The sequence below is a fragment of the Saccharothrix sp. S26 genome (assembly GCF_021390395.1).
Lineage (GTDB): Bacteria > Actinomycetota > Actinomycetes > Mycobacteriales > Pseudonocardiaceae > Actinosynnema.
Genome location: NZ_JAJUWT010000027.1, coordinates 1 through 25,409, shown reverse-complemented (window position 1 = coordinate 25,409; position 25,409 = coordinate 1). Strand labels below are relative to the sequence as shown.

The following is a 25,409-nucleotide window of genomic DNA, read 5'->3' as shown; positions in this document are numbered from 1 at the left end:
CCGCTCGCGTGCTGGAGCCGCCGCCCGCCGGGGTTTCGTGCGCTGCGGGGTTCTGGCGGCTCTTCTGTTCGCGGGGTGTCGTCTGCCGGGGGTTTTGCCTGCCTGGTGGACCCGCCGGCCGTCGACGTTCCTCGCCGCAAGGCCCGACAACCCTCCTGCTTACAGGGCTTCGTCTGCCGGAGGTATTGCCTGCTCGATAGACCTGCCGCTCGCCGAGGTTCCGTGTGCTGCGGAGCCCTGCTGGCTCTCCCACCTGCCGACGGCGCTGCCTGTCGGACGTATTGCCTGCTCCGCAGGGGTACCCGCCCGGGGGACCCCTGGTTTTACCCTGCCAGAGGGGTCTGACGATCCGGGGCGTCTGCGCGCTGCCTGTGGACAACCGACCGCCTTGTGGACAACTGACCGCCTGTGGACGACTAACCGGGAGCGATCGGCGTGGAGCGGGTGGGGATGAGGCGGGCGGCGTTCGGGGATCGGCCCGAGGCCGAGGTGTGGGGGGCGTTGGGTGGTGGGGTGGAGGAGCGGTGGTTGGCGGCGGTCGTGCTCGGTGGGCAGGGGTGGTACGCGGCGGCGGCGGTGGTGCTCGAGGGGTTGATGGCCGGTGGGGGGTTGTTCGGGTCGTTGGCGGCTTCCACGCTCGCGTCGCACCGGCGGCAGTTGGGTGGGCACGCGGCGGCACGGGTGCTGGACGGGCGGGCGTTGGCGATGGTGCCTGACGGCGGGGGCCGCGATCCCGACGACGTGGACGCGGCCGGGGCGCGGGCCGACGCGCTGCTCGGGCTCGCGGCCGACGCGGTCGGCGCGGGACGGCTCGCGGAGGCCCGGCGACTGCACGCGAGGGTCGAGCCGCGCGGATGGCGCAGCCGGGTGCGGCACCAGTGGCTGGCGGCGGAGATCGCGTTGGCCGGCGGTCACGCGGAGCAGGCGGTGCACCCGGCCGGGGTGGCCGCTTCGACCGCTCGAGAGGCGGGCGCAACGCGACACATCCTCAAGTCCGACCTGGTCCTGGGCACCGCGTTGGTGGTTCGGGGGACACCCGAAAGCGTCGCCCGAGGGGTCGACGTGCTACTGTGTGACCTAAATCACACCAACCGTCGAGGGCTTTTCTCGTTGATCTGGCCGACGGCGCTCGTCCTGGCAAACGCCCAGGCAGACCGCACTTTTGCGGACATGCAAAACGTGAAGGAATGCGCCGAAAACGCTCTGAGCTGCGTGTTGCGCAGAGCCGACCCGGCGGGCCGCCGGCTCGCGGACCGCTCGCCGTGGATCCCGACTGCGCTGCTCCGTTCCGGGGAACCCCCGAACGCAGACGCGCAGACGAACTTCTTGACGGATTAAGCACCGGATCGTGTCAAGGTTCGGCCTCTAGCGTCCGATAGGGGATGTGGAACGTCACTCGGCTGCAGGAAGGAGTCCCCGTGACCACGGTCCTTATTTGCGACGACCGGCGCAGTGTGCGGGAGGGTCTCACCCGCGTGATGTCGGCTGTCCCAGGGGTTAGCCGCATCGACTGCGTAGCGCACGGTGACGAGTTGTTGGCTCGGTTCTCTCGGCAGCCGGTCGACGTCGTACTGGTTGGCACCCAGCGCGCCGTCCCGACCGGGGTCGAAGCGACCCGGCGACTCGTCTCGGCCAACCCGCAGGCAAACGTCATCGTCTTCGGCGCACCGGACGACGCGGGAAGCATCGCCGCCGCGATCGCCGGCGGAGCTCGTGGCTACCTGCGTTGGGACGCCTCGCGCCCCGAACTGGTCGCCGCACTGGCGCACACCCTCGCGAGCACCAGCGTGCCCGCGCCGCGCCAGCCGTCGGACCCGGGCGTCCAGCTCACCGAGCGCGAGCTCCAGGTGCTGCGCGGGATGAGCCAGGGCAAGAGCAACGGGCAGATCGGGCGCGAGCTCTACCTGTCCGAGGACACGGTGAAGACGCACGCCCGGCGCTTGTTCCGCAAGCTCGGCGTGCGCGACCGCGCCCAGGCCGTCGCGCACGGCTTCCGGCGCGGGCTGGTGTCCTAGCGCACGCGCACGGCTCGGGGCCAGGCTCGTCGGACTCGTCAGGCGAGTCGCACCGGCACTCCTTCCTCCAGCCACGGCCCGGTGACGCCACGCGTCACCGGGCCGCCGTGCGTCCGCGGCGTGTCGGCTGGTCAGGTGAGGTCGAAAGACCCCATCTCGACCCCATTGCGGAACATCGGGCCACCAGACCGGTACGGTGAGCATCACCAGTACGGGCGACGTCGATCGTCCCGTGCTGTTCTTTGTCGGTACGCCTACGCGTAACACCAGGGCAGTTGTCTGCGATGACCAACTTGGGGGACGGACTGGACGCCGAAGTGGGCGCAGCCGTCGATGGCGACCGCCACGCGATCGAGCGGCTCCTGGCATCCATCCGGCCCCTCGTGGTGCGGTACTGCCGCGCCAGAGTCGGAAGGCAGGAGAGGTCCTTCGCTTCGGCGGACGACGTGGCCCAGGAGGTGTGTCTCGCGGTGCTGACGGCCCTGCCCAGCTATCGCGACCAGGGTCGGCCGTTCTTGGCGTTCGTCTACGGGATCGCCGCGCACAAGGTGGCCGACGCGCATCGCTCCGCAGCCCGGAACCGGTCCGAACCGGTCCCGGAGGTGCCTGACGCCCCCGAGACGGAGGCCGGCCCCGAGCAGCGCGCCATGCAGGGCGAGCTGTCGGACCGGATGGCGCTGCTCCTCAAGGTCCTTCCGGAGAAGCAGCGGGAGATCCTGCTGCTTCGCGTGGTCGTCGGCCTGTCGGCCGAGGAGACCGCCGACGCGGTCGGCTCCACGCCGGGCGCGGTTCGGGTGGCGCAACACCGCGCCCTGGCCCGCCTTCGCAAGACGTTGGCAGCGGAGGAGGTGGTCTGAGTGGCTGACCAGCACGAGAAGAGCAACGGAGAAGTCGTGCGCGGACGAGATGAGAGACCGCCGCGGTCCGAGGACACCCTGGTCGAGGACACCGCGGCCGAGCCGGGCGACGACCTCGCGGGTATCCGGGCCGATGACGCGCTGCTCGACGCCCTGGGCGGGCGTGGCGGCGAGCACTCGGAATCGCTCGTCGACGACGAGCTGAACGCGCTGCTGCTGGCCTGGCGGCGCGAGGTCGACAGCCCCCCGATGGGCGAGCTGGTCGACACCGACACGGCGGTGGCCACGATCGCCGCCGCCCGCCCCCAGCCCAGGGGCAGGCGCTTCCTCATCCCCCTCGCGAGCGCCGCCGCCGTGCTGGCGATCGCGTTCACCGGGATGAGCCTGGTCGCGCGCGACGCCCAGCCCGGTGACGCGCTCTGGGGCCTGACCAGGGTCCTGTACTCCGAGCACGCGCGGTCGGTGGAAGCCGCCGTCGCGGTGCGCACCGACCTCGACACCGCCCGCGCGGCCCTGCGCGAGGGCCGGTACAGCGAGGCCCGCGACGCGTTGATCAAGGCGGGTGAGGTCCTGCCGTCGATCTCGCCCGACGACGACAAGGACGCCCTGGTCCAGCAGCACTCGTCGCTGCTGGAGGAGCTGACCAGCACCACGCCGTCGCCGAACACGCCGACCTCGGCCGGTCCGTCCACGACCGCGCCGTCCCGGTCGATCGACCTCCCGGCGCAGACGACCACGACGACCACCCAGCCCGCGCCGGTCACGACGACCACGCCCGCGACGACCAAGGAAACGCCGCCGCCCACGAGCGACAACACGGTGGTCCTGCCGCCGCCCACGTCGGGCGAGCCGCCGGCCAGCGGCCGGGGCGAGACCGAGACCCCGGGCTCCACGGACGGCCAGACCACGACCGGGAACTGACCCGTCCGGCACGCCTGTGACGAAGCCCGCCCCTCACCGCAGGGCGGGCTTCGTCACATCTTCAGCGGGCGCTCTCGGTCGCGGTGACCCCGTCGGCGTAACCGCGGCAGTACTCCCAGCTGACGTAGGTCGCCGGGTCCGGGTCGTACGCGGGCTCGTGCGGGCGCATCCGGCCGTCGGACAGCAGCTGCTCCAGGCTCGACCGCAGCAGCGCCCAGTCGTGGTAGTGCGGCTCCTGGCACTCGCCGCAGTCGACCACGATCCCCCTGACACCACGGGGTTCGAGCAGCGCCTGGTACACCGCGAGGTCGCTGAGGTCGCCGATCAGCTCGGCCCGCTCGGCGTCGTCCATCGGCGGGTGGTCGTGGTCGTGGTCGGGTTCGCCGAGCACCCGGGCCGGGTCCTCCGGGTCGCCCGCGAACGGGTCTGGTGGCAACGCGTCGTGCGGCACGACCCCGCACGGTACCGGGCGGACCCCCGACCACGTCCAGATACCATGACCTGAACCCATCGCCGCTGCGTGGAACCGATCCGCGGCGGCGGGATCGCCGCACTACGGAAGGCAAGCCAGCCGCCATGACCAGCGAGCTCAACGCTGACGGAGTCCCGCCCAAGTTCGCCATGCTGGGACTGACCTTCGACGACGTACTGCTGCTGCCCGCCGAGTCCGAGATCGTGCCCAGCGGCGTGGACACCAGCACCAGGCTGTCGCGCAACATCACGCTGCGCGTGCCGCTGGCCTCGGCCGCCATGGACACCGTGACCGAGGGCCGGATGGCCATCTCGATGGCCCGCCAGGGCGGGATCGGCGTGCTGCACCGCAACCTGTCCCTGGAAGAGCAGGCGCGGCAGGTGGAGACGGTGAAGCGGTCCGAGGCCGGCATGGTGAGCGACCCCGTGACCTGCACGCCGGACGACACGATCCGCCACGTCGACGAGCTGTGCGCCCGCTACCGGATCTCCGGCGTGCCGGTCACCGACGCCGACGGCAAGCTCGTCGGCATCATCACCAACCGCGACATGCGCTTCGAGGTCGACCACTCGCGCAAGGTCAGCGAGGTGATGACCAAGGGCCCGCTGATCACGGCCCAGGTCGGCGTCTCGGCCGAGGCCGCGCTGGGCCTGCTGCGCAGGCACAAGGTGGAGAAGCTGCCGATCGTGGACGGCGAGGGCAAGCTGCGCGGCCTGATCACGGTCAAGGACTTCGTCAAGACCGAGCAGTACCCGAACGCCTCGAAGGACCCGGACGGCCGGCTGCTGTGCGCGGCCGCGATCGGCGTCGGCGAGGACAGCTTCGCGCGGGCCATGGCGCTGGCCGAGGCGGGCGTGGACGTGATCATGGTCGACACGGCGCACGGCCACCAGCGCAACGTGCTGGAGATGGTCGCCCGGGTGAAGAAGGAGCTGGGCGACGAGGTCGACGTGGTCGGCGGCAACGTGGCCACCCGCGCCGGCGCCCAGGCCCTGGTGGACGCGGGCGCGGACGGCGTGAAGGTCGGCGTCGGCCCCGGCTCGATCTGCACCACGCGCGTGGTCGCGGGCGTCGGCGTGCCGCAGATCACCGCGATCTACGAGGCCAGCCTGGCGTGCGCGCCGGCGGGCGTGCCGGTGATCGGCGACGGCGGCATCCAGTACTCCGGCGACATCGCCAAGGCCATCGCGGCGGGCGCGAGCGCGGTCATGCTGGGCAGCCTGCTCGCGGGCACGGCCGAGTCGCCGGGCGAGCTGGTGCTGGTCAACGGCAAGCAGTTCAAGACCTACCGGGGCATGGGCTCGCTGGCGGCGTTGCAGGGTCGCGGCGAGGGCAAGTCCTACTCCAAGGACCGCTACTTCCAGGACGACGTGCTGTCGGAGGACAAGCTGGTGCCCGAGGGCATCGAGGGCCGCACGCCGTTCCGCGGCCCGCTGTCGACCGTGGTGCACCAGCTCGTGGGCGGCCTGCGCGCGGCCATGGGCTACACCGGCTCGAAGACCGTCGCCGACCTCCAGCAGAAGCAGCTGGTGCGGATCACGGCGGCGGGGCTGAAGGAGAGCCACCCGCACGACATCACCATGACCGTCGAAGCCCCGAACTACACGACCCGCTGAATCGGATCGCCTTGGGCTAGTGTTCCCAGGTTCCGCTAGCTCCCCAGGTTCACTGGCTCCACGGAAGGACGTACAAAGGTGCGCGATCTGGTCGAGATCGGCATGGGCCGGACCGCGAGGCGGGCCTACGAGCTGGACGACCTCGAAATCATCCCGTCCCGCAGGACCCGGTCCTCCAAGGACGTCTCGACGGCGTGGCAGATCGACGCCTACCGGTTCGAGATCCCGCTGATCACCCATCCGACGGACGCGATCGTGTCGCCGGGCACGGCGGTCGCGATCGGCGAGCTCGGCGGCTTGGGCGTGCTCAACGCCGAAGGGCTGTGGGCGCGGCACGGTGACGTGGAGGAGGCCCTGTTCCGCCTGGTGCAGGCGGTGGAGGACACCGACGACCCGGCCGCGCCGGTGCGGGTGCTCCAGGAGCTGCACGCGGCGCCGGTGCGGATGGACCTGATCGCCGAGGCGATCAAGCAGGTGCGCGAGTCGGGCGTCACGGTCGCGGTGCGGGTCAGCCCGCAGCGGGCGGCCGAGCTGACCCCGGACCTGCTGGCGGCGGGCGTGGAGATCCTGGTCGTGCAGGGCACGATCATCTCCGCCGAGCACGTGGCGCGCGACGGCGAGCCGCTGAACCTCAAGTCGTTCATCGCCGACCTCGACATCCCGGTGATCGCGGGCGGCGTCGGCGACTACCGGACCGCGATGCACCTGATGCGCACGGGCGCGGCGGGCGTGATCGTCGGCTACGGCTACACGCCGGGCGTGACCACGACGGACTCGGTGCTGGGCATCGGCGTGCCGATGGCCACGGCCATCGCCGACGCGGCCGCGGCGCGCCGGGACTACCTGGACGAGACCGGTGGCCGGTACGTGCACGTGATCGCCGACGGCGGCGTGCTGACCAGCGGTGACATCGCCAAGTCGATCGCGTGCGGCGCGGACGCGGTGATGCTGGGCGAGCCGCTGGCGGCGGCGTCCGAGGCGCCCGGCCAGGGCCTGTACTGGACGGCCGCGTCGGCGCACCCGTCGGTGCCGCGCAGCCACGTGTCGACCGGGGTCGACCAGGTGGTGGACCTGCGCAAGCTGCTGTTCGGCCCGTCCGTGGACCCGCGGGGCGTGACGAACCTGTTCGGCTCGCTGCGCCGGGCGATGGCCAAGACCGGCTACTCGGACCTCAAGGAGTTCCAGAAGGTCGGCCTGACCATCCGCGGCTGAGCACGACACGCGAACGAGCCCCTGCTCCACGCGGGGGCTTTTTCGTGCCCGGACGTGCCTGAACCGGGTGAGCACTAGCCTGTTACCGGAAGTTACGCCTAATCTCCCAGCCATGGGTGAACTCGCCGGTAACAACACCGACTACGACGTCGTGGTGGTGGGCTCGGGCTTCGGCGGCAGCGTCGCCGCGCTCCGCCTCACCGAGAAGGGCTATCGGGTGGCCGTGGTCGAGGCCGGCCGCCGGTTCGCCGACGACGAGTTCGCCGAGACGTCCTGGAACCTGCGGCGGTACCTGTGGGCGCCGGCGCTGGGCTGCTACGGCATCCAGCGCATCCACGCGCTGCGCAGCGTGATGATCCTGGCCGGTGCGGGCGTCGGCGGCGGGTCGCTGGTGTACGCCAACACCCTGTACCGGCCGCTCAAGCCGTTCTACGCCGACCGGCAGTGGGCGCACATCACCGACTGGGAGGCCGAGCTCGCCCCGTTCTACGACCAGGCGAGCCGGATGCTGGGCGTGGTGCAGAACCCGACCACCACGCCCTCGGACGTGGTGATGCAACGCGTCGCCGAGGACATGGGCGTGGCCGACACCTACCACCCGACGCCGGTCGGCGTGTTCTTCGGCGAGCCGGGCGAGCCGGCCGAGGACCCCTACTTCGGCGGCGCGGGACCGAGCCGGACCGGCTGCACGCAGTGCGGCGCGTGCATGTCGGGCTGCCGGGTCGGCGCGAAGAACACCCTGGTCAAGAACTACCTCTACCTGGCCGAGCGCAACGGCGCGCAGGTGCTGCCGCTGACCACCGTGACCGACCTGCGCCAGGCACCGGACGGCACGTGGGCGGTCGGCACCCGGCGCACCGGCGGCAAGCTGCGCAAGGGCAGGCGCACGATCACCGCGGGCCAGGTCGTGCTGGCCGCCGGCACGTGGGGCACCCAGCAGTTGCTGCACCGGATGAAGGCCGAAGGCGCGCTGCCGAAGCTCTCGCCCAGGCTCGGCGAGCTGACCAGGACCAACTCCGAGTCGATCATCGGCGCGGCCCGCTTCACCGTGGACGAGCAGCGCAACTTCAGCCGGGGCGTGGCCATCACGTCGTCCATCCACCCGGACGAGCAGACCCACATCGAGCCGGTCCGCTACGGCAAGGGCAGCAACGCGATGGGGCTGCTCCAGACCCTGGCCACGGACGGCGCGAAGTCCACGCCGAGGCTGGTGCAGTTCCTGGCGCAGGCGGTCCGCCACCCGGTGCGGCTGGCCCGGCTCATGTCGGTGCACCGGTGGAGCGAGCGGACCGTGATCCTGCTGGTGATGCAGAGCCTCGACAACTCCATCACCACGTCCACCAAGAAGGGCCTGTTCGGCCGCAAGCTCACCTCGAAGCAGGGGCACGGGCAGCCGAACCCGACGTTCATCGAGGCGGGCCACCGGGCGAACCTGCTCGCGGCCGAGCACATCGACGGCATCGCGGGCGGCACCTGGGGCGAGCTGTTCAACATCCCCCTGACCGCGCACTTCATCGGCGGCTGCCCGATCGGCTCCGACCCGTCCAGCGGTGTCATCGACCCCTACCACCGCGTCTACGGCTACCCTGGGCTGTCCGTGGTGGACGGCGCCGCGATCTCGGCGAACCTGGGCGTGAACCCGTCGCTCACGATCACCGCGCAGGCCGAGCGGGCGTTCTCGGTGTGGCCGAACAAGGGCGAGCCGGACCGGCGCCCGGACCAGTCGCAGGGCTACCGGCGGATCGCCCCGGTGGCGCCCGGGAAACCCGCCGTGCCGGCCGCTGCTCCGGGGGCGTTGCGGTTGCCGATCGTGGAGGTCAAGTCCCGCTGATCGTCCTATGGTGGGTGGTGTGGCATCGAAGCCGTTCGCGTCCAGTGCCGACCTGACCCCCAAGGACGAGCGGTTCGTCGAACTCGCCGACGGCGTCTACGCCCTCACCGCCGAGGGCGACCCGAACGTCGGCGCGATCGAGGGCGAGGACTTCCTCGTCTGCATCGAGGCGCGGGCCACGCCGAAGGCTGCCCGGCGCTGGCTCGACCTGCTCCGCGAGCACACCGACAAGCCCGTCCGCCACCTGGTGCTCACCCACTACCACGCGGTGCGCACGCTCGGCGCGAGCGCGTTCGACGCCGCCGAGGTCATCGCCCACGACACCACCCGGACGTTGATCGCCGAACGCGGCCGGGAGGACTGGCTCAGCGAGTACGGCCGCATGCCCCGGCTGTTCGAGGAACCCGAGGGCATCCCCGGCCTGACCTGGCCGACGGTCACGTTCTCCGACCGGCTCACCATCCCGCTCGGCGGCGACCGGGGCGAGGTGGAGCTGCGCTTCTGCGGGCGCGGCCACACCGCGGGCGACGTCGTGGCGTGGCTGCCGCACCAGCGCATCCTGTTCGCGGGCGACCTCGTCGAGTCCCAGGCCGCCCTCTACACCGGTGACGCGTTCCACGACGAGTGGGCCACGACGACGTTGGACCGCGTGGCCGCGCTGGGCGCGGAGCAGCTCGTCGGCGGCCGCGGCGCGCCCGCGCGGGACCGGACCGAGGTCGAGGCGGCCATCGCGCAGTCGCGGCACTTCCTGGACGAGCTGCGCCGCACGGTCGGCACGGTGCACCTCGGCGGCGGCACGGTGAAGGAGGCGTTCGAGGCCGCGCACGCCGCCCTGGCACCGCGCTACGGCCGGTGGCCGATCTTCGAGCACTGCCTGCCGTTCGACGTGCAGCGGTACTGGGACGAGTGCGACGGGGTGCAGTGGCCCCGGATCTGGACCGCCGAACGGGACCGCGAGGTGTGGGCGGCGCTGCGATGACACCGGTGCTGGTGGTCGGGGCGGGCCCGGTGGGGCTGACCACCGCGCTCCTGCTGGCCCGCGCCGGCGTGCCGACGACCGTGCTGGAGGCGGCCGAGCGGCACGCGGCGATCGGCAGCCGCTCCATCTGCGTGCACCGGGACGTGCTGAACATCCTCGAACGCGTCGGCGTCGGCCGGGCGGTCGTGGACGCGGGCGTCACCTGGTACCGCGGCCGCACCTACTTCCGCGACCGCGAGGTGCTGACCGTCGAGCTGCCGCGCGCGGACGGCTTCCCGCCGTTCGTCAACACCCCTCAGACGACCGTCGAACGCATCCTGCACGCCAAAGCCCGAACGGAACCTCTCGTGGACGTCCGCTTCGGCTGCCGGGTCGACCACGTGCGGCAGGCCGACCACGTCATCGTGCAGGCGCAAGGCCGGACGTTCGAGGGCACGCACTGCGTCGCCGCCGACGGCGCGCACTCCACCGTCCGGCACCTGCTCGGCATCCCGTTCGAGGGGCACTCCTACGACGACCGGTTCGTCATCGCCGACATCCGCGTCGACCTGGGCCACCGCGAGCCCGAGCGCCGCTTCTACTTCGACCCGCCGTGGCACCCCGGCCGCCAGGTGCTCGTCCACCCCCAGCCCGACGGCGTCCACCGCGTCGACTGGCAGGTGCCCGAGGACTTCGAGCTCACCCCGGAGCACGTCCGGGCCGTGACCGGCGACCGCCCGCACGAGGTCCTCTGGCAGTCCACCTACCGCTTCCACCAGCGCCGGGCCGAGCGCTTCCGCGTCGGCGACGTCCTGCTGGCGGGTGACGCCGCCCACGTGATGAGCCCGTTCGGCGCGCGCGGCCTCAACTCCGGGATCTGCGACGCCGACAACGCCGCGTGGAAGATCGCCCTCGACCGGGCGGGCGAAGCCGGCCCGCACCTGCTCGACTCCTACCACCACGAACGCGCCGCGGCCGCCGACGAGAACCTGCGCGTCACCGACGCCACCATGCGCTTCCTGGTGCCGCGGACCGAAGCCGAACGCGCCCACCGCCACCGCGTCCTGGCCGACGCCCGCACCGACGAGATCGACTCCGGCAAGCTCTTCGAGCCCTTCGCCTACCGGGACTCGCCGCTGACCACCAACGGCGACGGCGAGCTGCGCCCGGACAGCCACCGCTACGGCCCCGGCTTCACCGTCGAGGGCGACGCGCTGGTCCGCCCCGACGGCCACACCGCCGCCACCGGGACCGACCTCGGCCGGGCCCTGCGCCGCGCGAAGGGCTTCACCGCCGCCGAGGCGTCACCGTGAACCCCTCCGGCTTCAGCGTCAGCATCTCGGCCACCCGCAGCTCGTAGTCCGCCGGCGCCACCAGGTCGTACCGCCGCAGCACGGTGGCCAGCGCCAGCGTCGCCTCGTGCACCGCGAACTGCCGCCCGATGCACGCCCGCTCACCCGTGCCGAACGGCTTGTAGACGTGCGCGGGCCGCGCCTTCACCGCCGCCGGCTGGAACCGGTCCGGGTCGAACTCCTCCGGCGACCGCCACACCGACGGGTCGCGGTGCACCAGCGGCAGCAGCACCAACGCCCACTGGCCGGCCCGCATCGGGTACCGCTCGCCGAGCACGGTGTCCGACCGCGCCTCCCGCGCGAACGCCGGCGCCGTCGGCCACAGCCGCAGCGCCTCGTCCAGCACCCGCCGCACGTACCGCAGCTTCGTGACCTGCTCGAACTCCGGCACGTCCGCCGCGCCCCACACCGCGTCGATCTCCGCGCGGGCCCGCTCGACCACCTCGGGGTGCCGCGACAGGTAGTACAGGGCGAACGACAGCGCGCCGGACGTCGTCTCGTGCCCCGCCACCAGGAACGTGATCACCTGGTTGCGGACGTTCACCTCGTCCAGCTCACCCGAGGACAGCATCAGCCCCAGCAGGTCCGACCCGCCCGACCCCCGCCGCGACCGGACCACCTCGTCCACGACCCGCGCCAGGTACGCGAGGTCGCGCTGGTAGCGCTCCTCCGCCTCGCGCCCGAACAGCTTGCGCAGCACCGGGATCACGAAGTTCTTGCGCTGCGCGTACCGCAACGACCCGGTCATCGCCCGCACGAACGGGTGGGTCTGCGACCGCGAGAACGACTCGAACGAGTACCCGAACCCGACCCGCCCGATCGTCTCCAGCGTCAGCTTCGTCATGTCCGCCGACACGTCGACGACCCCGCCCCGGTCCCACTTCGCGACGAGCTGCGCCGTCACGTCCACCATCGTCGGGTGGTAGGCGCGCATCGCGCTCTGCGTGAACGCGGGCAGCAGCACGTCGTGCGCCGCCTTCCAGTTCGGCTCGTCGTTGTAGGCGGTGAACAGCCCGTCCCCGCCGACGTCCCGCAACGCCTCCACACCCAGCGCGAGGTGCTTGGCGAACCGCGACTCGTCGGCCAGCTCCGCCGCCAACGCCGCCCCGCCCACGAACACGATCTCCTGGTCGAGGAACCGCCGGGTGAAGATGGGCCCCAGCTCGCGCCCCAGCCGCATCGTGTCCTGCACCGGCGTGTGCCGGTTGGTGCCCAGCACGTCACCCAGGAACGGCACCCGCCACTTCGGGTGCGGGATCACCGCGGCCGTCACCGCCGGCCCGCCAACCGCCGCTGCAACCCCGACGAGAACGCGGGGAACGCGCCGCCGAGCGTGCTGATCACCCGCAGCTCCGGCGGTGCCACGTTCACCTCGGCGCGGTCCTCCTCGATCGCCTCCACCACCCCGGCCGCGACCTGCTCCGGCGACACCGTCCGCATCCCGGCGGGCGGCTTCGCGCCCGTGTCGGCGAACATCCCGGCGTCCCGCACGAAGCCGGGCTGCACGACCGACACGCCCACCCCGGTGCCCCGCAGGTCCTCCCGCAGCCCCAGCGCGAAGCCGCGCAGCCCGAACTTCGTCGCGTTGTAGAGCGAGCTGTGCGCCGACGCCACCTTGCCCGCCAACGACCCGACGAGCACCACGTGCCCGCGCCCCGCCCGCACCATCGACGGCACCAACCCGCGGGCCAGCTCGACGGGCGCTTCCAGGTTCACCGCCAACGCCCGCCTCACCTGCTCGGCGGTGAGCTCCACCAACGCCCCACCGGCCGGCAGCGCCGCGTTGGCCACCAGCACGTCCACCGCCCCGACCTCGTCCAGCAACCGCCCGACCCCGTCGGCCAGGTCCGCCACCACCGCGCGCCCACCGACCTGGTCGGCGAGCCGCTCCAGCTCGGCGACCTTCCGTCCGGTCAGGACCAGCTTCGCCCCGCGTCCGGCCAGCACGCGTGCGATCGACTGCCCGATCCCGCCCGTCGCGCCGGTCACCAACACGGTCGATCCCGAGACCTTCATGCGCCCTCCCGATACTGTTCGTTCGAACGAACAGTATCGCGAATCCGGCCGCCCGTCCCATGGCGGACAATGAACGACATGACGAGACCGGCCGAGACGAGGCAGCGGATCATCGCGGCCGTGCTGCGGATCATCGGTGACGACGGCGTCGCGGGCGTGACCAACCGGCGCATCGCGCAGGAGGCGGGGGTCTCGCTCGGCTCCGTCACCTACCACTTCGCCACCCAGCAGGACTTGCTGCGCGAGAGCCTGCGCCACTTCGTCACCGAGGAGACGAGGCGCTTCGGCGAGCTGGCCACCGACAACCGGGCCTCGTGCGCCGACCTGCACCAGGTGGCGGACATCGTCGGGCAGGTGGCCGAGGCCACCGGCACCGACAGCGAGCGCATCGCGCCCTACGAGCTGTACCTGCACGCCGGCCGCGACCCGGAGCTGCGCGCCGCCGCCGCCGAGTGCTTCGCCGCCTACGACAAGCTCGCCGCGACCGTGCTGGCCTCCATCGGCGTCAAGGACGCCGACCAGGTCGCCAGTGCCGTCGTCGGCATGGTCATGGGCCTCAAACTGCGTGCCCTGGCCACCGGCTCCGGCGCGGACGACCTGGTCAACGGCTTGCTGATGCTCGCCAAGGGCGCGCTCAAAGAGTGATGCCGGTGAGCACCATCGTGCGCTCCTCGGTGAAGTCCTCCATCGCCGACCGCACGCCCTCGCGTCCCGTGCCCGACCCCTTCACCCCGCCGTAGGGCATCTGGTCGGCCCGGTAGGACGGCACGTCGCCGATGATCACCCCACCGACCTCCAACTCCGCCGCCGCCGCGAACGCCACCGTCACGTCCTTGGTGAACACACCCGCTTGCAACCCGTACTCCGTCGCGTTGGCCAGTTCGAACGCCTCGTCCACCGAGTCCACCACGGCCACCGCCAGCACGGGCCCGAACACCTCCTCGCGCCACAGCTTCGCGTCCGCCGGCACGTCCTGCACCACGGTCGGCTCGACGGACGTGCCCGACCGCCCGCCCCCGACGTGCAGCACGCCGCCGCCGGCCACGGCCTCGGCGACCCACTCCTCGACCCGTCGGGCGTTGTCCTCGTCGATCAGCGGCCCGACCTCGACCTCGGGGTCGTGCGGGTCGCCAGTCTTCAGCCCCCGCACCGCCTCGACCAGCTTCGGCACGAACTCCTCGGCCACGGCGCGGTGCACCAGGACCCGCTGCACCGCGATGCACGACTGGCCGCCCTGGTAGTTCCCGAACGTGGCGATCCGCCGCGCCGCGAAATCCAGATCGTCCCAATCCGCGCACACGATCGCCGCCGAATTGGACCCCAACTCCATCACCACGTGCTTGCGCGGGGCGGAGTCCGCCAACGACCACCCGACCCCGGTTGACCCGGTGAAGGAAATGACGGGCAACCGCTCGTCGGTGACCAGGCTCTTCATGTCCGACCCGCGCACCGGCAACACGGAGAACGCGCCCTCGGGCAATTCCGTCTCCGCCAGCAACTCGCCCAACAACAACGCCGACAACGGCGTGGCCGAGGCGGGCTTCACGATCACCGGCGCGCCGACCGCCAACGCCGGCGCGACCTTGTGCGCGACCAGGTTCAACGGGAAGTTGAACGGCGCGACCGCGAGCACCGGCCCGCGCGGCACCCGCCGGACCACCGCCAACCGGCCCTCGCCGCTGACGTCGGTGTCCAAGCGCTGGAGGTCGCCGGTGAACCGCCGCGCCTCCTCGGCCGCGAACCGGAACGTGCTCACCGCCCGCCGCACCTCGATCTCGGCCCACTTCAACGGCTTGCCGTTCTCGGCGGTGATCGTCTCCGCGATCTCCTCGGCCCGCTCGGTCAACGCCTGCGACACCTGGAGCAGCGCCTGGGCCCGCACGTGCGCGGGCGTGCGCCGGAACTGCTTCGCCACCGCCGCCGCGGCGGCGACGGCCCGCTCCACCTGCTCCGGTCCCGGCACGGCGACCGAGGCCACCTCGGTTCCGTCGAACGGGTGGTGCACGGCGAGGGCGGAAGCGCCCTGTTCGGCGTGTCCGGCGATCCAACAAGGCCGTGGCTGGGGCGTGAACGCGTCCATGCCGAACACCGTATGCCCGACCCGCGCACTTCGGCCTAGTGATCTTGGACGTCACCCGTTCGCGGCGACCGGACCGGCGCGGCGGGCGACCGGCGCCGCTACAGGTCCGAAAAGTTCTCGCGCACGTAGTCGATGTGCCGCAAGTAGTACGCGTCGTGCCCCTCTTCGCGTTGCCGCCGGAACTCGGGTCGTTCCCGGATCATCGTGACCATGTCGTCCAGCCGCGCCAGCACCCGCCGTCCCATCCCGGCCACTTCGATTTCGTACGCCGCGCAGAACGATTCCGCCCGCCGCCGCTGGTCCTCCACCTCGCCGAATTCCGGCGAGAACGGCACCAGGCAATACGCCGTGTACGCGATGTCCCACCACCGCGGCCCCGGCCGCGCACCGTCGAAATCGAACACCCCGACCGGCAGCCCGTCCCGGAACACCATGTTGTAGGGCGCGAGGTCGTTGTGGCAGATCACCTCGACCGGCTCGACGGCCGGGAACTGCCACCCCTCCGCGACCCCGACCAACGCGGCCGACGCGTCGTGCAACCGACGTGCCATCCGCGCCACCGCCACCAACACCTCGTCCGACCGCAACTCGTCCCTCAACGGCGGGTGGCCGACCTCACCCTCCAGGTACGACAACACCTCGCGCTCCCGGCCGCCCACCACCTCCACCCCGTGCGGCACCGGCGAAATGCCAAGCGGGGCAAGGTGTTCCAGCAGCCGGTGCACGTTGGGCGTCCACGGTCCGACCGGCCGCCGGACCGTCGACCCGACCCGCACGACCTCGTTGAGCCCGCCTCCGGTGAGCACTTCCTCCTGCACGCATGACATCCTTCACCTGCGCGGATCCGCCAGACGAGAGGTTTTCCCCCAGTGGCCGAGAGCAGCAACCGCCCTGTGCTGGTAGTCGACTTCGGCGCGCAGTACGCGCAGCTGATCGCCCGGCGAGTCCGGGAGGCGCAGGTCTACTCGGAAGTCGTCCCGCACACCACACCCGTGGCGGAGCTGCTGGAACGCGACCCGGCCGCCATCGTGCTGTCGGGCGGCCCGTCGAGCGTCTACGAGCCGGGCGCGCCGCAGGTCGACCCGAAGCTGTTCGAGATGAACGTCCCGGTCTTCGGCATCTGCTACGGCTTCCAGGCCATGGCGGGTGCGCTGGGCGGCACGGTCGAGCACACCGGCACCCGCGAGTACGGCCGCACCGAGCTCGGCGTCCAGCACACCGGCGGCCTGCTGCACGAGGAGCTGCCCGCCAACCACCCCGTGTGGATGAGCCACGGCGACTGCGTCACCAAGGCCCCCGACGGCTTCACGGTCACCGCGACCAGCGAAGGCGCGCCGGTGGCCGCGTTCGAGGATCCCGAGCGCCGGTTCGCGGGCGTCCAGTACCACCCCGAGGTCGGCCACTCGCCGCACGGCCAGGAGGTGCTGCGCCGGTTCCTGCACGAGATCGCGGGCATCCGGCCGCAGTGGACGACCTCCTCGATCGTGGACGAGCAGGTGGCCCTGATCCGCGAGCAGGTCGGCGACGGCAAGGCGATCTGCGGCCTGTCCGGCGGCGTCGACTCCGCCGTGGCGGCCGCGCTCGTCCAGCGCGCCATCGGTGACCGCTTGACCTGCGTCTTCGTCGACCACGGCCTGCTGCGCGCAGGGGAGCGGGCGCAGGTCGAGCGCGACTTCGTGGCCGCGACCGGCGTCAACCTGGTCACCGTCGACGCCCGCGAGCGGTTCCTCGACGCGCTCAAGGGCGTCACCGACCCGGAGCAGAAGCGCAAGATCATCGGCCGTGAGTTCATCCGCGTCTTCGAGCAGGCCGAACGCGACCTCAAGGCCGAGGGCGACTACCGGTTCCTGGTCCAGGGCACGCTCTACCCGGACGTGGTCGAGTCCGGCGGCGGCGCGGGCGCGGCGAACATCAAGAGCCACCACAACGTCGGCGGGCTGCCGGACGACCTCCAGTTCACCCTGGTCGAGCCCCTCCGCGCGCTGTTCAAGGACGAGGTCCGCCGGGTCGGCACCGAGCTGGGCCTGCCCGAGACGATCGTGCAGCGCCAGCCGTTCCCCGGTCCGGGCCTCGGCATCCGGATCATCGGCGAGGTCACCCAGGAGCGGCTGGACGTCCTGCGCAAGGCCGACGCGATCGCCCGCGAGGAGCTGACCAGCGCGGGCCTGGACCGCCAGATCTGGCAGTGCCCGGTCGTGCTGCTCGCCGACGTGCGCAGCGTGGGCGTGCAGGGTGACGGCCGCACGTACGGCCACCCGGTGGTCCTGCGCCCGGTGTCCAGCGAGGACGCCATGACCGCGGACTGGACGCGCCTGCCGTACGACGTGCTGGAGCGCATCTCGACCCGCATCACCAACGAGGTGGCCGAGGTCAACCGCGTGGTGCTGGACGTGACGAGCAAGCCGCCGGGCACCATCGAGTGGGAGTAGCAAGAAGGGCCCGTCCTCCCCAGGACGGGCCCTTCTCCCTTTCCGAACCCCCTCAGCGCCGCCGACGAGCCGACCCCGCCAGCAACCCCAGCCCGATCACCATCGCCCCTCCGGCCAACGCCCACCTCAGGTCGAGGAAGTCGGGCCACGACGCGCCGTCGGAGAGCATGTAGGCGGCCGCGACCAGGGCCGCGACCCCGAACACCAGCCCCACCACGTCCACACCGCGCTTCTCGACCGAATCCTGGTCAGCCACGACTCACCTCCACCTCTCCGAGATCGCTGCGCACGTCCAGCACGATCTTCAACCCACCGGGCCCGTCGGACCCGTAATCGGTGACCTCCTCGTGCCTGCCCTCGCCGTCGGACTCGCGGCCGAGGCAGCGCACCGAGCCCAGGTCGGTCCGGCAGTCCACCGTCACGTCGGCGTCGGCGGGCACCCTGACCCGCGCGCTGCCCAACCCGACCTCGACGTCCGTGGTCACGGTCGCCGCCCGGTCGACGGGCAACGCGGTCAGGTCCAGCTCGACCTCGCCGACGCCGGCCGTGTACCGGTCCCGCACCTCTTCCAGCGTGGTCGGCTTGGCCCGCGTGCTGCCCATCTGATCGGCGTCGACGTCGAAGTCCACCGACGTCAGCACCACCCCGACCACCGACAGCGGCACCACGAGCCAGATCAGCCCGCGCCCGCCGTCGCCGCGCAACGAGCCGAGCACCATCCCCGCGCCCAGCACCGCGACCAGCAGCCCCAGCACGTGCTCGGCGTGGAACCAGTCCGAGTACGACGACGCCACCAGCGACCCGGCCAGCACCACGAGCGCCGCGCCGAACGTCGCCACCCCGACCCGTGACCTGGGCCGACGCGCGGCCACCGGCGCGGGCTGAGCACCCGCGGGCTCCGGCACGCCCCCCGGCTCGGGCAGGTCCCAGGCGAACGGCGCGGCACCCAGCGGGTCCCAGGCCGGTGGCGTCACGCGCCCGGTCGTCTGCTCCTCCGTCGACACCTTGCCCCCCGCACCGTCACCGACCTGAACCCCGTCCCCGACCCCGCCGATCCCGCCGCCGAGACCGCCGACCCCGTCCCCCGTCCCGAACGCCACCGTCGGCTCCGGCCGGTTGAGCTGCCCGCGACCGCGGTGCAGCAGGTAGATCGCGCCCACGGACAGCAGCACGCCGCCGACCATGGTGAACCCGCCGTCCACGAAGAACCCGGTCGCCGGGATCACCGCGAGCCCGAGCAGCACCGTCAACGCCGTCGGCGTCGAGCTGCGCCCCCGCCCGAGCAGCGACTCCGCCGCCGACACCTCGTCGTCGGTCTGCGCGAGCCACAACCAGCCGAGCAGGTAGACGAGCAGCCCGGCCCCGTTGCACAGGGCCATGGCCACGAACGCGACCCGGACGATGACCGGGTCGATCTGGTACCGCTGGGCGATACCGGCGGCGACACCGGCGATCTTGCGACCGTCGTGAGGCCGCCTGGGCCGAGTGGCCCAGAAGTCCTTCAGCGTCTCTTCGACGCTCGCTGCGCTGATGCTCCCGCTCACGACGACAAGCTTGCGTCCCCGACGTGCCCGCGCACATCGGGGACCCACCCTGAACCGGGCATCGGGTGGAACCCTGATGACCGGCCCGGACCCGCGTGTGACCATCGAGGGGTGAGCGTGGAGACGAAGACCGCCGTCGAGCCGGTGCGCCGCAGGCGGACCGGCCGGGTGGTCGCGGGCGTGGCCGGTGGTGTCGCCGACCACCTCGGCATCGAGGTGTTCTGGGTGCGGGCGGCGTTCGCCGCGCTGACCGCGCTCAACGGCGTCGGCGTGATCGCGTACGGCCTGCTGTGGCTGTTCGTGCCCCAACGGGCCGCCGGCGAGCCGGAGGAGGCCGCGAACCCGAGGGAACGCCAGCAGGCCCTGGGCCTGGTCGCGCTGGGCATCGGCGCGGCCGTGCTGGCCGGCCTGTTCTCCGGCCCGCTCAGCGGCTGGATCGCCGGACCGCTCGCGGTCGCCCTCGTGGGCGCGGCCGTGGTCTGGCGCGAGGCCGACGAGGCGCAGCGCCGCCGGTGGCGTGACGGCGCGAAGTCCGGGATCCTCGGCGGCACGGGCCGCAGCACGATCGTGCGCGTCCTCGCGGGCGTGGCGCTGGTCGCCATCGGCATCGGCGTCCTGCTGGTCAACAGCTACGGCATCGACCAGCTCCGGTTCGCGCTGCTGGCGGTGGTCGCCACGCTGGGTGGCGTGGCGGTGCTCACCGTGCCGCTGTGGATCAAGCTGATCAACGACCTGGGCGAGGAGCGCCGGGTCCGCATCCGCACCGAGGAGCGCGCCGAGATCGCCGCCCACCTGCACGACTCGGTGCTCCAGACGCTCGCCCTGATCCAGAAGCAGGCCGAGCAGCCGCGCGAGGTCAAGCGCCTGGCGCGGGGCCAGGAGCGGCAGCTGCGCGAGTGGCTGTACGGGCGGATCGTGGAGGACAACAGCCAGCCGACCACCATGTCCGCCGCGATCGCCAAGGCGTCGGGCGAGGTGGAGGACAGCTTCGCGCTGGCCGTGCAGCAGGTCGTGGTCGGCGACTGCCACCTCGACCCGAACCTGTACGCCCTGGTGCAGGCCGCCCGGGAGGCGATGGTCAACGCGGCCAAGCACGCGGGCGTCGCGGAGATCAGCGTGTACGGCGAGGTCGAACCCGAACGGGTGACCGTCTTCGTCCGCGACCGGGGCAAGGGCTTCGACCCGCAGACCGTGCCGGAGGACCGGCATGGCCTCGCGGACTCGATTGGGGGGAGGATGGACCGGCACGGCGGCGAAGTCCGGATCCGCACCCGGTTGGGTGAGGGCACGGAGGTGCAGCTGATGATGCCGAGGAAGACCGCAGACAAGCGAGAGACGGGGGCCAGGACATGACCGTTCGGGTGTTCCTGGTGGACGACCACGCGTTGTTCCGCGCCGGGGTGCGGGCCGAGCTGGACTCGATCACCGACGAGATCGAGGTCGTCGGCGAGGCCGGTTCGGTCGGCGAGGCGGTGGCGGGCATCGGGCACCACCGCCCGGACGTGGTGCTGCTGGACGTGCACATGCCCGACGGCGGTGGCGCGGAGGTGCTGCGGCAGGTGCGCACCGCGTTGCCGGAGGTGGTGTTCCTGGCGCTGTCGGTGTCCGACGCCGCCGAGGACGTCATCGCGGTCATCAGGGCCGGCGCGCGCGGGTACGTGACGAAGACCATCTCCAGCCAGGAGCTGGTGCGCGCGGTCGTGCGGGTCTCGGAGGGCGACGCGGTGTTCAGCCCGCGGCTGGCCGGGTTCGTGCTGGACGCGTTCGCCGACCGGCCGGGCGCGGCCCCGATCAGCGACCCCGAGCTGGACCTGCTGACCCCGCGGGAACGGGACGTGCTGCGGCTGCTCGCGCGGGGTTACGCGTACAAGGAGATCGCGTCGGAGCTGTTCATCTCGGTGAAGACGGTCGAGACGCACGTGTCGAGCGTGCTGCGCAAGACGCAGCTGTCGAACCGGTACGAGCTGTCGCGCTGGGCGTCGGACCGCCGCCTGGTCTGACCGGCGGGGCTAGCCCAGCTGCTCGGACGAGCTGATCTGGAGCCTGCCGTCGACCTGCTCGACCACGAGCTGGTAGAGGCCCGCCACCTCCGACGGGCGTCGCACGAAGGTCACCCTCACCCTGACCAGGAACCTGGTCGGGTGGTCCTGCACGGCCTCGAACTGGTCGGTGCGCACGTCGTCGTACTGGCTCCAGAACCGCTGGTACTCCTCGAACGGCTGGCGGAACGACACGGCCAGGTTCTCGTAGGCCGCCGACGTGTTCTCGGGCAGCAGGTCGTAGTGCCGGCGCACCAACCCGGCGGCCGCCTCCGCGTCCGCCGCCGCGTCCGCCGCGTTCGGTGCCGTCGACGTGCCTGCCCCGAAGCGCCACGGCTGGAGCGCGGCCACCGCGACCGCACCCGCGACGACCAGCAGCACCACCGCCGCCACGACCGGCGCGAGCCACCGCTTCCGCTTCGCACCCCCGCCGCCCTCGCCCCCGCCCTCGGTCGACCGCGCCTCGACCCGGGGTTCCGGCCCTTGCCCGCCCGGCCCTTGCCCGCCCGGCCCTTGCCCGCCCGGCTCCTGCCCGCCCGGCTCGTCCGCGACCGGCGGGTCGGGCGTGACCTGCGATCCGAGGTCGGCCAGCAGCTCGACCGCTTCGGCCGCCGTGGGCCGCTCAGCGGGCTCGGCGGCGAGCAACCGCGTCAACACCCCCGTCAACGCCCCGGAACGCGCAGGCGGCTCGATCAGCCCCGCCGCGGCCCGGTACAGCAGCCCGAAGCTGTTGTCGCTCACCCCGTGCGGCGACTTGCCCTCGATCGCCGCGTACAGCGTCGCGCCCAGCGAGAACACGTCGGACGCCTGGGACGGCTGCTCCCCGCGCGCCACCTCGGGCGCCAGGTAGGCCGGTGTCCCGGTGATCATGCCGTTGGCGGTGAGCGTGCCGTCGCCCGCGGCCCGCGAGATGCCGAAATCGGTGAGCTTGACCTTGCCGTCGTGCCCGATGAGCACGTTGGACGGCTTCACGTCCCGGTGCACGATGCCCGCCGCGTGCGCCGCGGCCAGCGCGGCCGCCACCCGGGCGCCGATCCGGGCCGCCTCGTCCGGGCTCAGCCCGCCCCGCTGCGCCACCAGCCCCGCCAGGCTGCGCGAGGGCAGGTACTCCATGACCAGCCAAGGCCGGTCGTCCTCCACCACCACGTCGAACACGGAGATCGCGTCGGGGTGCTGCAACCGGGCCGCGTTGCGCGCCTCGCGCATGGCCCGCGCCCTGGCCACCTCGACCTCGTCGGCCGTCAGGTCGGGCCACCGGAGCTGCTTCACCGCCACGTCGCGGTCCAGCAACCGGTCCTTCGCCCGCCAGACGACGCCCATCGCGCCGCCGCCGATGCGCTCGACCAGCGCGTACCGACCGCCGACCGTCCCCGTCCCCCCGGACTCCGCCACGCCAGCAGGTTAGGTGATGGCGCGGCCCGCGAGGGTCAGTTGGTCGAGACCAGCTTGGCCAGTTCGCGGTCGAAGTCGATCCACAGGTCCTCCTCGCCGGGCTGGACCACGTCGTAGGTGAGGTCCAGGAACTCGGCGATGTCCTCGGCGTCGGCGGACAGGATGGCGAAGCCCGTGGGCGCGTTCAGCTCCACCAGCACCCGCTCGGGGTCGTCGGCGGCCGGCCGGACCAGGATGTCGCCCTCGCCCGCGGAGGTCAGCAGCCCGTCCGCCAGCAGGTCGCGGGCGAAGATCCACTCGACCTTGCCCTGGCCGGTGTGGAACAGCACAGCGACCGCGTACGGGTCCTCCGGCTCGTAGTGGAGCTCGGCCTCCACCGGCGCCGGGGCCACGCCCGGGACGAGGAGGTGGAACGTCGTGGTGATGGTGATGCTGTCGTTGCTCATGGCCTGTGGGTTCCCTTCCGGAGTCGTCCCTCTCATGTGAGGAGACGTCCGAGAGGGCGAATCGGGACGAGGTTCGCGTGAACACCACGCTATCGGGGGAGACCTGGGTCTCAAGTCCACCCGTTTGCCCAGGACGGCTGTCTCAGTAGGCCGCGCCGCCCGCCGTACCGATGGGTAACAGTGCGTTATCGCAGGTCACTTGAGCGTAGTCGCCTTCTCGGCGACGCGCTCCTCGACCACCGGCACGATCGCCGTCGCGGGCTGCTTGCGGGTCAGCGCGACCCCGACGAGCACGATCACCATGCCCAGCACGACGCGGAGGTTGAGCGCCTCGCCGAGGAACAGCGCGCCCAGCAGCACCGACACCACGGGCAGCAGGTAGCCGACCATCGTCGCGTTGGTCGCGCCCTCGTCCTCGATGACGCGGTAGTTCAGCACGAACGCCACGCCCGTCCCGAAGACGCCCAGGATCGCCACGGCCACCAGCGGCTGCCAGGACAGGTGCACCGGCTGCGCCCCCGCCACCGGCACCACCAGGGCCGTCATGCCGGCCGCGGCCACCAGTTGCGACGAGGAGATCTGCATCGGCGTCAGGCCCCGCCCGGAGACCTTGCGGCCGACGTAGGCGTAGCTGACCGCGTAGGAGGCCGCGGCGGCCAGGCACGCGAGCGCGCCCCAGCCGGCCAGCCCGGCCTTCTGCCACGGCGCGAAGATGAGCAGCACGCCCGCGAAGCCGAGCGCGAGGCCCAGGAACCGGGCCGGGTTGCGCTGACGCTCCGTGCCCAGGGCCAGGCCGATGCCCAGCGCCCACAGCGGCGTGGTGGCGTTGAGCACGCCCGCCACGCCGGAGTCCACCGTCTGCTCGCCCAACGCGAACAGCGCGAACGGCACCGCGCTGCCGAAGAACGCCGCGAAACCCAGGTGCAGCCACGACGCCCGGTCCCGAGGCAACCGCTGCTTGCTCCAGTAGACGAGGGCGACCAGCACCGCCGCGCCGAGCGCGGTGCGGGTCAGCGTGATCTGGACCGGCGAGAGACCGGTCAGCGCGATCTTGATCCACAGGAAGCTGGAACCCCAGAGCAGGGCCAGGACACCCATCCTGATCAGCGTGCCAGGCTTGTTCACGGCCATACTCTGCGCGCTGCGAAGTATCCAGCACAAGTGAATAGAACTGCACGACCCTTAAGCAACGCTGTATGGTCGGGTCATGTTGGACGTGCGACGCATGCAGGTGCTCCGGGCCGTGGTCACCACCGGCTCCATCACCGCCGCGGCGGTCAACCTCGGGTACACGCCCTCGGCGGTCAGCCAGCAGGTCTCGGCCCTGGAGAAGCAGGCGGGCCTGCCGCTGCTGGACCGGGTCGGGCGGGGCGTGCGGCCGACCGTGGCGGGCAGGCTGCTCACCGAGCACGCCGCGCAGATCACCGACAAGCTCGTCGAGGCCGAGGCGGCGCTCGCCGACTTGCGCGCGGGCCGCACGGGGCGGCTGCGCGTGCGCTACTTCGCCACCGCGGGCGCGGCGCTCGTGCCGCCCGCCGTGGCCCTGTTCCGGGCCAAGCACGCCGACGTGCAGCTCGACCTCAAGCTCACCGAACCGGACGACCCGATGGTGGAGGTCGAGGCCGGTCGCGCCGACGTGGCCATCGTCGTGCACCACCGGGAGAACGAGCCGCCGCGCGGCGTGCACCTCGTGCACCTGCTCGACGACCCCTACCTGGCCGTGCTGCCGCGAGGCCACGAGCTGACCCGCAAGCGCGTGGTCGACCTCGCCGACCTGGCCGACGAGCAGTGGGTGGACGCCGTGACGCCGCCCGGGCCGTGCCGCGACATCGTGCTCGACGCGTGCGCGGGCGCGGGGTTCGCGCCCAACATCGTGGTGGAGGCCGACGACTACCCGACCGCGCAGGGCTTCGTCGCGGCCGGGCTCGGCGTGACCATCGTGCCCAAGCTCAGCCTGGGCGTCGTGCACCCCGGCGTGGTGATCCGCAAGCTGCGCCACCCCGAGCCGACCAGGACCATCTGCGCGGCGATCCGCGGGGACGGCGTCGGCTCGCCCGCGGTGACCAGCCTGCTGGACGGCCTGAAGGCGTCCGCGCGCTAGGTGTACTGATTCGTGACGTTGTTGACGCTTAGGCGGTCAGTCGGGTGATGGGGGGCTGGCCGCCGATGGCGCTGTGGGCGCGTCGGGTGTTGTAGTCCTGGACCCAGTAGGGCAGGGCGGCCAGGCGG

At 72.2% G+C, this 25,409-nt stretch carries 25 protein-coding genes; 14 read left to right on the top strand and 11 right to left on the bottom strand.

The genetic code is table 11. The annotated features are described in order from the left end of the window. The first annotated feature begins 528 nt into the window (after positions 1 to 528). From LZG04_RS35120 to LZG04_RS35105, 4 genes are all read left to right on the top strand, one after another. Positions 529 to 1,338, top strand: coding sequence for a hypothetical protein (locus tag LZG04_RS35120; protein WP_233825371.1), 810 nt, complete (start codon positions 529 to 531; stop codon positions 1,336 to 1,338). 80 nt (positions 1,339 to 1,418) lie between these two features. Beyond that, a complete protein-coding gene (locus LZG04_RS35115) occupies positions 1,419 to 2,015 on the top strand; it encodes a response regulator transcription factor (protein ID WP_015805222.1) in 597 nt (198 codons plus the stop codon). Between the two features lie 284 nt (positions 2,016 to 2,299). Further along, a complete protein-coding gene (locus LZG04_RS35110; RefSeq protein ID WP_141980366.1) occupies positions 2,300 to 2,872 on the top strand; it encodes a sigma-70 family RNA polymerase sigma factor in 573 nt (190 codons plus the stop codon). Beyond that, complete coding sequence (locus LZG04_RS35105; RefSeq protein WP_233825369.1) at positions 2,873 to 3,793, top strand: anti-sigma-D factor RsdA; 921 nt, start codon at positions 2,873 to 2,875, stop codon at positions 3,791 to 3,793. It abuts the gene before it with no gap. 61 nt (positions 3,794 to 3,854) lie between these two features. On the opposite strand, the gene LZG04_RS35100 is transcribed toward LZG04_RS35105, so the two are convergent. Continuing rightward, positions 3,855 to 4,304 (bottom strand): DUF5319 domain-containing protein, encoded by a 450-nt coding sequence (locus tag LZG04_RS35100; RefSeq protein WP_233825367.1) that lies wholly within the window; start codon positions 4,302 to 4,304, stop codon positions 3,855 to 3,857. A 65-nt stretch (positions 4,305 to 4,369) separates the two neighbouring features. Here LZG04_RS35100 and guaB point away from each other — a divergent pair, with 65 nt between their 5' ends. The 5 genes from guaB to LZG04_RS35075 all read left to right on the top strand — a co-directional run bounded on the left by guaB (position 4,370) and on the right by LZG04_RS35075 (position 11,195). After that, entirely contained in the window at positions 4,370 to 5,881 is a 1,512-nt protein-coding gene (guaB, locus tag LZG04_RS35095; protein WP_233825365.1) for an IMP dehydrogenase, read from the top strand. Positions 5,882 to 5,959: 78 nt separating this feature from the next. After that, positions 5,960 to 7,093, top strand: coding sequence for a GuaB3 family IMP dehydrogenase-related protein (locus LZG04_RS35090; RefSeq protein ID WP_233825362.1), 1,134 nt, complete (start codon positions 5,960 to 5,962; stop codon positions 7,091 to 7,093). Between the two features lie 112 nt (positions 7,094 to 7,205). Next, positions 7,206 to 8,924 carry an FAD-dependent oxidoreductase gene (locus LZG04_RS35085; protein WP_233825359.1) on the top strand — a complete coding sequence of 573 codons (1,719 nt, stop codon included), beginning with the start codon at positions 7,206 to 7,208 and terminating at the stop codon, positions 8,922 to 8,924. 19 nt (positions 8,925 to 8,943) lie between these two features. Further along, the gene (locus LZG04_RS35080) at positions 8,944 to 9,903 is read left to right on the top strand and encodes an MBL fold metallo-hydrolase (protein WP_233825357.1); all 960 of its coding nucleotides are present in this window, start codon (positions 8,944 to 8,946) and stop codon (positions 9,901 to 9,903) included. After that, positions 9,900 to 11,195 carry an FAD-dependent monooxygenase gene (locus LZG04_RS35075; RefSeq protein ID WP_233825355.1) on the top strand — a complete coding sequence of 432 codons (1,296 nt, stop codon included), beginning with the start codon at positions 9,900 to 9,902 and terminating at the stop codon, positions 11,193 to 11,195. The genes LZG04_RS35080 and LZG04_RS35075 overlap by 4 nt, the downstream gene beginning before the upstream one ends. Here LZG04_RS35075 and LZG04_RS35070 read toward each other — a convergent pair. Then, positions 11,170 to 12,507, bottom strand: coding sequence for a cytochrome P450 (locus LZG04_RS35070; protein WP_233825353.1), 1,338 nt, complete (start codon positions 12,505 to 12,507; stop codon positions 11,170 to 11,172). The two genes, LZG04_RS35075 and LZG04_RS35070, sit on opposite strands and share 26 nt — an antisense overlap. Beyond that, positions 12,504 to 13,250 (bottom strand): SDR family oxidoreductase, encoded by a 747-nt coding sequence (locus LZG04_RS35065; protein ID WP_233825350.1) that lies wholly within the window; start codon positions 13,248 to 13,250, stop codon positions 12,504 to 12,506. The genes LZG04_RS35070 and LZG04_RS35065 overlap by 4 nt, the downstream gene beginning before the upstream one ends. Before the next feature lie 78 nt (positions 13,251 to 13,328). Between LZG04_RS35065 and LZG04_RS35060 the strand changes: the two genes are divergently transcribed. Continuing rightward, entirely contained in the window at positions 13,329 to 13,895 is a 567-nt protein-coding gene (locus LZG04_RS35060) for a TetR/AcrR family transcriptional regulator (protein ID WP_233825348.1), read from the top strand. Here LZG04_RS35060 and LZG04_RS35055 read toward each other — a convergent pair. Both LZG04_RS35055 and LZG04_RS35050 read right to left on the bottom strand, forming a co-directional pair. Beyond that, on the bottom strand, positions 13,885 to 15,330 hold the full coding sequence (locus tag LZG04_RS35055; RefSeq protein WP_233825346.1) for an aldehyde dehydrogenase family protein: 1,446 nt from the start codon (positions 15,328 to 15,330) through the stop codon (positions 13,885 to 13,887). The genes LZG04_RS35060 and LZG04_RS35055 overlap by 11 nt on opposite strands. Before the next feature lie 98 nt (positions 15,331 to 15,428). Further along, positions 15,429 to 16,148, bottom strand: coding sequence for a phosphotransferase enzyme family protein (locus LZG04_RS35050; RefSeq protein ID WP_233825344.1), 720 nt, complete (start codon positions 16,146 to 16,148; stop codon positions 15,429 to 15,431). Positions 16,149 to 16,199: 51 nt separating this feature from the next. On the opposite strand from LZG04_RS35050, the gene guaA reads away from it, so the two are divergent. Continuing rightward, positions 16,200 to 17,759, top strand: coding sequence for a glutamine-hydrolyzing GMP synthase (gene guaA / locus LZG04_RS35045; protein ID WP_233825342.1), 1,560 nt, complete (start codon positions 16,200 to 16,202; stop codon positions 17,757 to 17,759). Between the two features lie 52 nt (positions 17,760 to 17,811). Here the strand turns inward: guaA and LZG04_RS35040 are convergent, their stop codons facing one another. Next, on the bottom strand, positions 17,812 to 18,015 hold the full coding sequence (locus LZG04_RS35040) for a hypothetical protein (protein ID WP_077010043.1): 204 nt from the start codon (positions 18,013 to 18,015) through the stop codon (positions 17,812 to 17,814). Beyond that, positions 18,008 to 19,303 carry a PspC domain-containing protein gene (locus tag LZG04_RS35035; protein ID WP_233825340.1) on the bottom strand — a complete coding sequence of 432 codons (1,296 nt, stop codon included), beginning with the start codon at positions 19,301 to 19,303 and terminating at the stop codon, positions 18,008 to 18,010. The genes LZG04_RS35040 and LZG04_RS35035 overlap by 8 nt, the downstream gene beginning before the upstream one ends. 111 nt (positions 19,304 to 19,414) lie before the next feature. On the opposite strand from LZG04_RS35035, the gene LZG04_RS35030 reads away from it, so the two are divergent. Further along, complete coding sequence (locus LZG04_RS35030) at positions 19,415 to 20,656, top strand: ATP-binding protein (protein WP_233825338.1); 1,242 nt, start codon at positions 19,415 to 19,417, stop codon at positions 20,654 to 20,656. Continuing rightward, positions 20,653 to 21,303 (top strand): response regulator transcription factor, encoded by a 651-nt coding sequence (locus LZG04_RS35025; protein WP_053721568.1) that lies wholly within the window; start codon positions 20,653 to 20,655, stop codon positions 21,301 to 21,303. The genes LZG04_RS35030 and LZG04_RS35025 overlap by 4 nt, the downstream gene beginning before the upstream one ends. A 9-nt stretch (positions 21,304 to 21,312) precedes the next feature. Here the strand turns inward: LZG04_RS35025 and LZG04_RS35020 are convergent, their stop codons facing one another. From LZG04_RS35020 to LZG04_RS35010, 3 genes are all read right to left on the bottom strand, one after another. Continuing rightward, complete coding sequence (locus LZG04_RS35020; RefSeq protein ID WP_308199631.1) at positions 21,313 to 22,734, bottom strand: serine/threonine-protein kinase; 1,422 nt, start codon at positions 22,732 to 22,734, stop codon at positions 21,313 to 21,315. A 35-nt stretch (positions 22,735 to 22,769) separates the two neighbouring features. Beyond that, positions 22,770 to 23,180: an SsgA family sporulation/cell division regulator gene (locus LZG04_RS35015; RefSeq protein WP_233825336.1), complete on the bottom strand. Its 411-nt coding sequence runs from the start codon at positions 23,178 to 23,180 to the stop codon at positions 22,770 to 22,772. A 195-nt stretch (positions 23,181 to 23,375) separates the two neighbouring features. Beyond that, complete coding sequence (locus LZG04_RS35010; protein ID WP_233825334.1) at positions 23,376 to 24,311, bottom strand: DMT family transporter; 936 nt, start codon at positions 24,309 to 24,311, stop codon at positions 23,376 to 23,378. Between the two features lie 76 nt (positions 24,312 to 24,387). On the opposite strand from LZG04_RS35010, the gene LZG04_RS35005 reads away from it, so the two are divergent. Continuing rightward, positions 24,388 to 25,281: a LysR family transcriptional regulator gene (locus LZG04_RS35005; RefSeq protein ID WP_233825332.1), complete on the top strand. Its 894-nt coding sequence runs from the start codon at positions 24,388 to 24,390 to the stop codon at positions 25,279 to 25,281. Between the two features lie 28 nt (positions 25,282 to 25,309). Here LZG04_RS35005 and LZG04_RS35000 read toward each other — a convergent pair. Beyond that, positions 25,310 to 25,409: integrase core domain-containing protein (locus tag LZG04_RS35000; RefSeq protein WP_233814429.1), on the bottom strand; the 100-nt coding region annotated here is incomplete at its 5' end.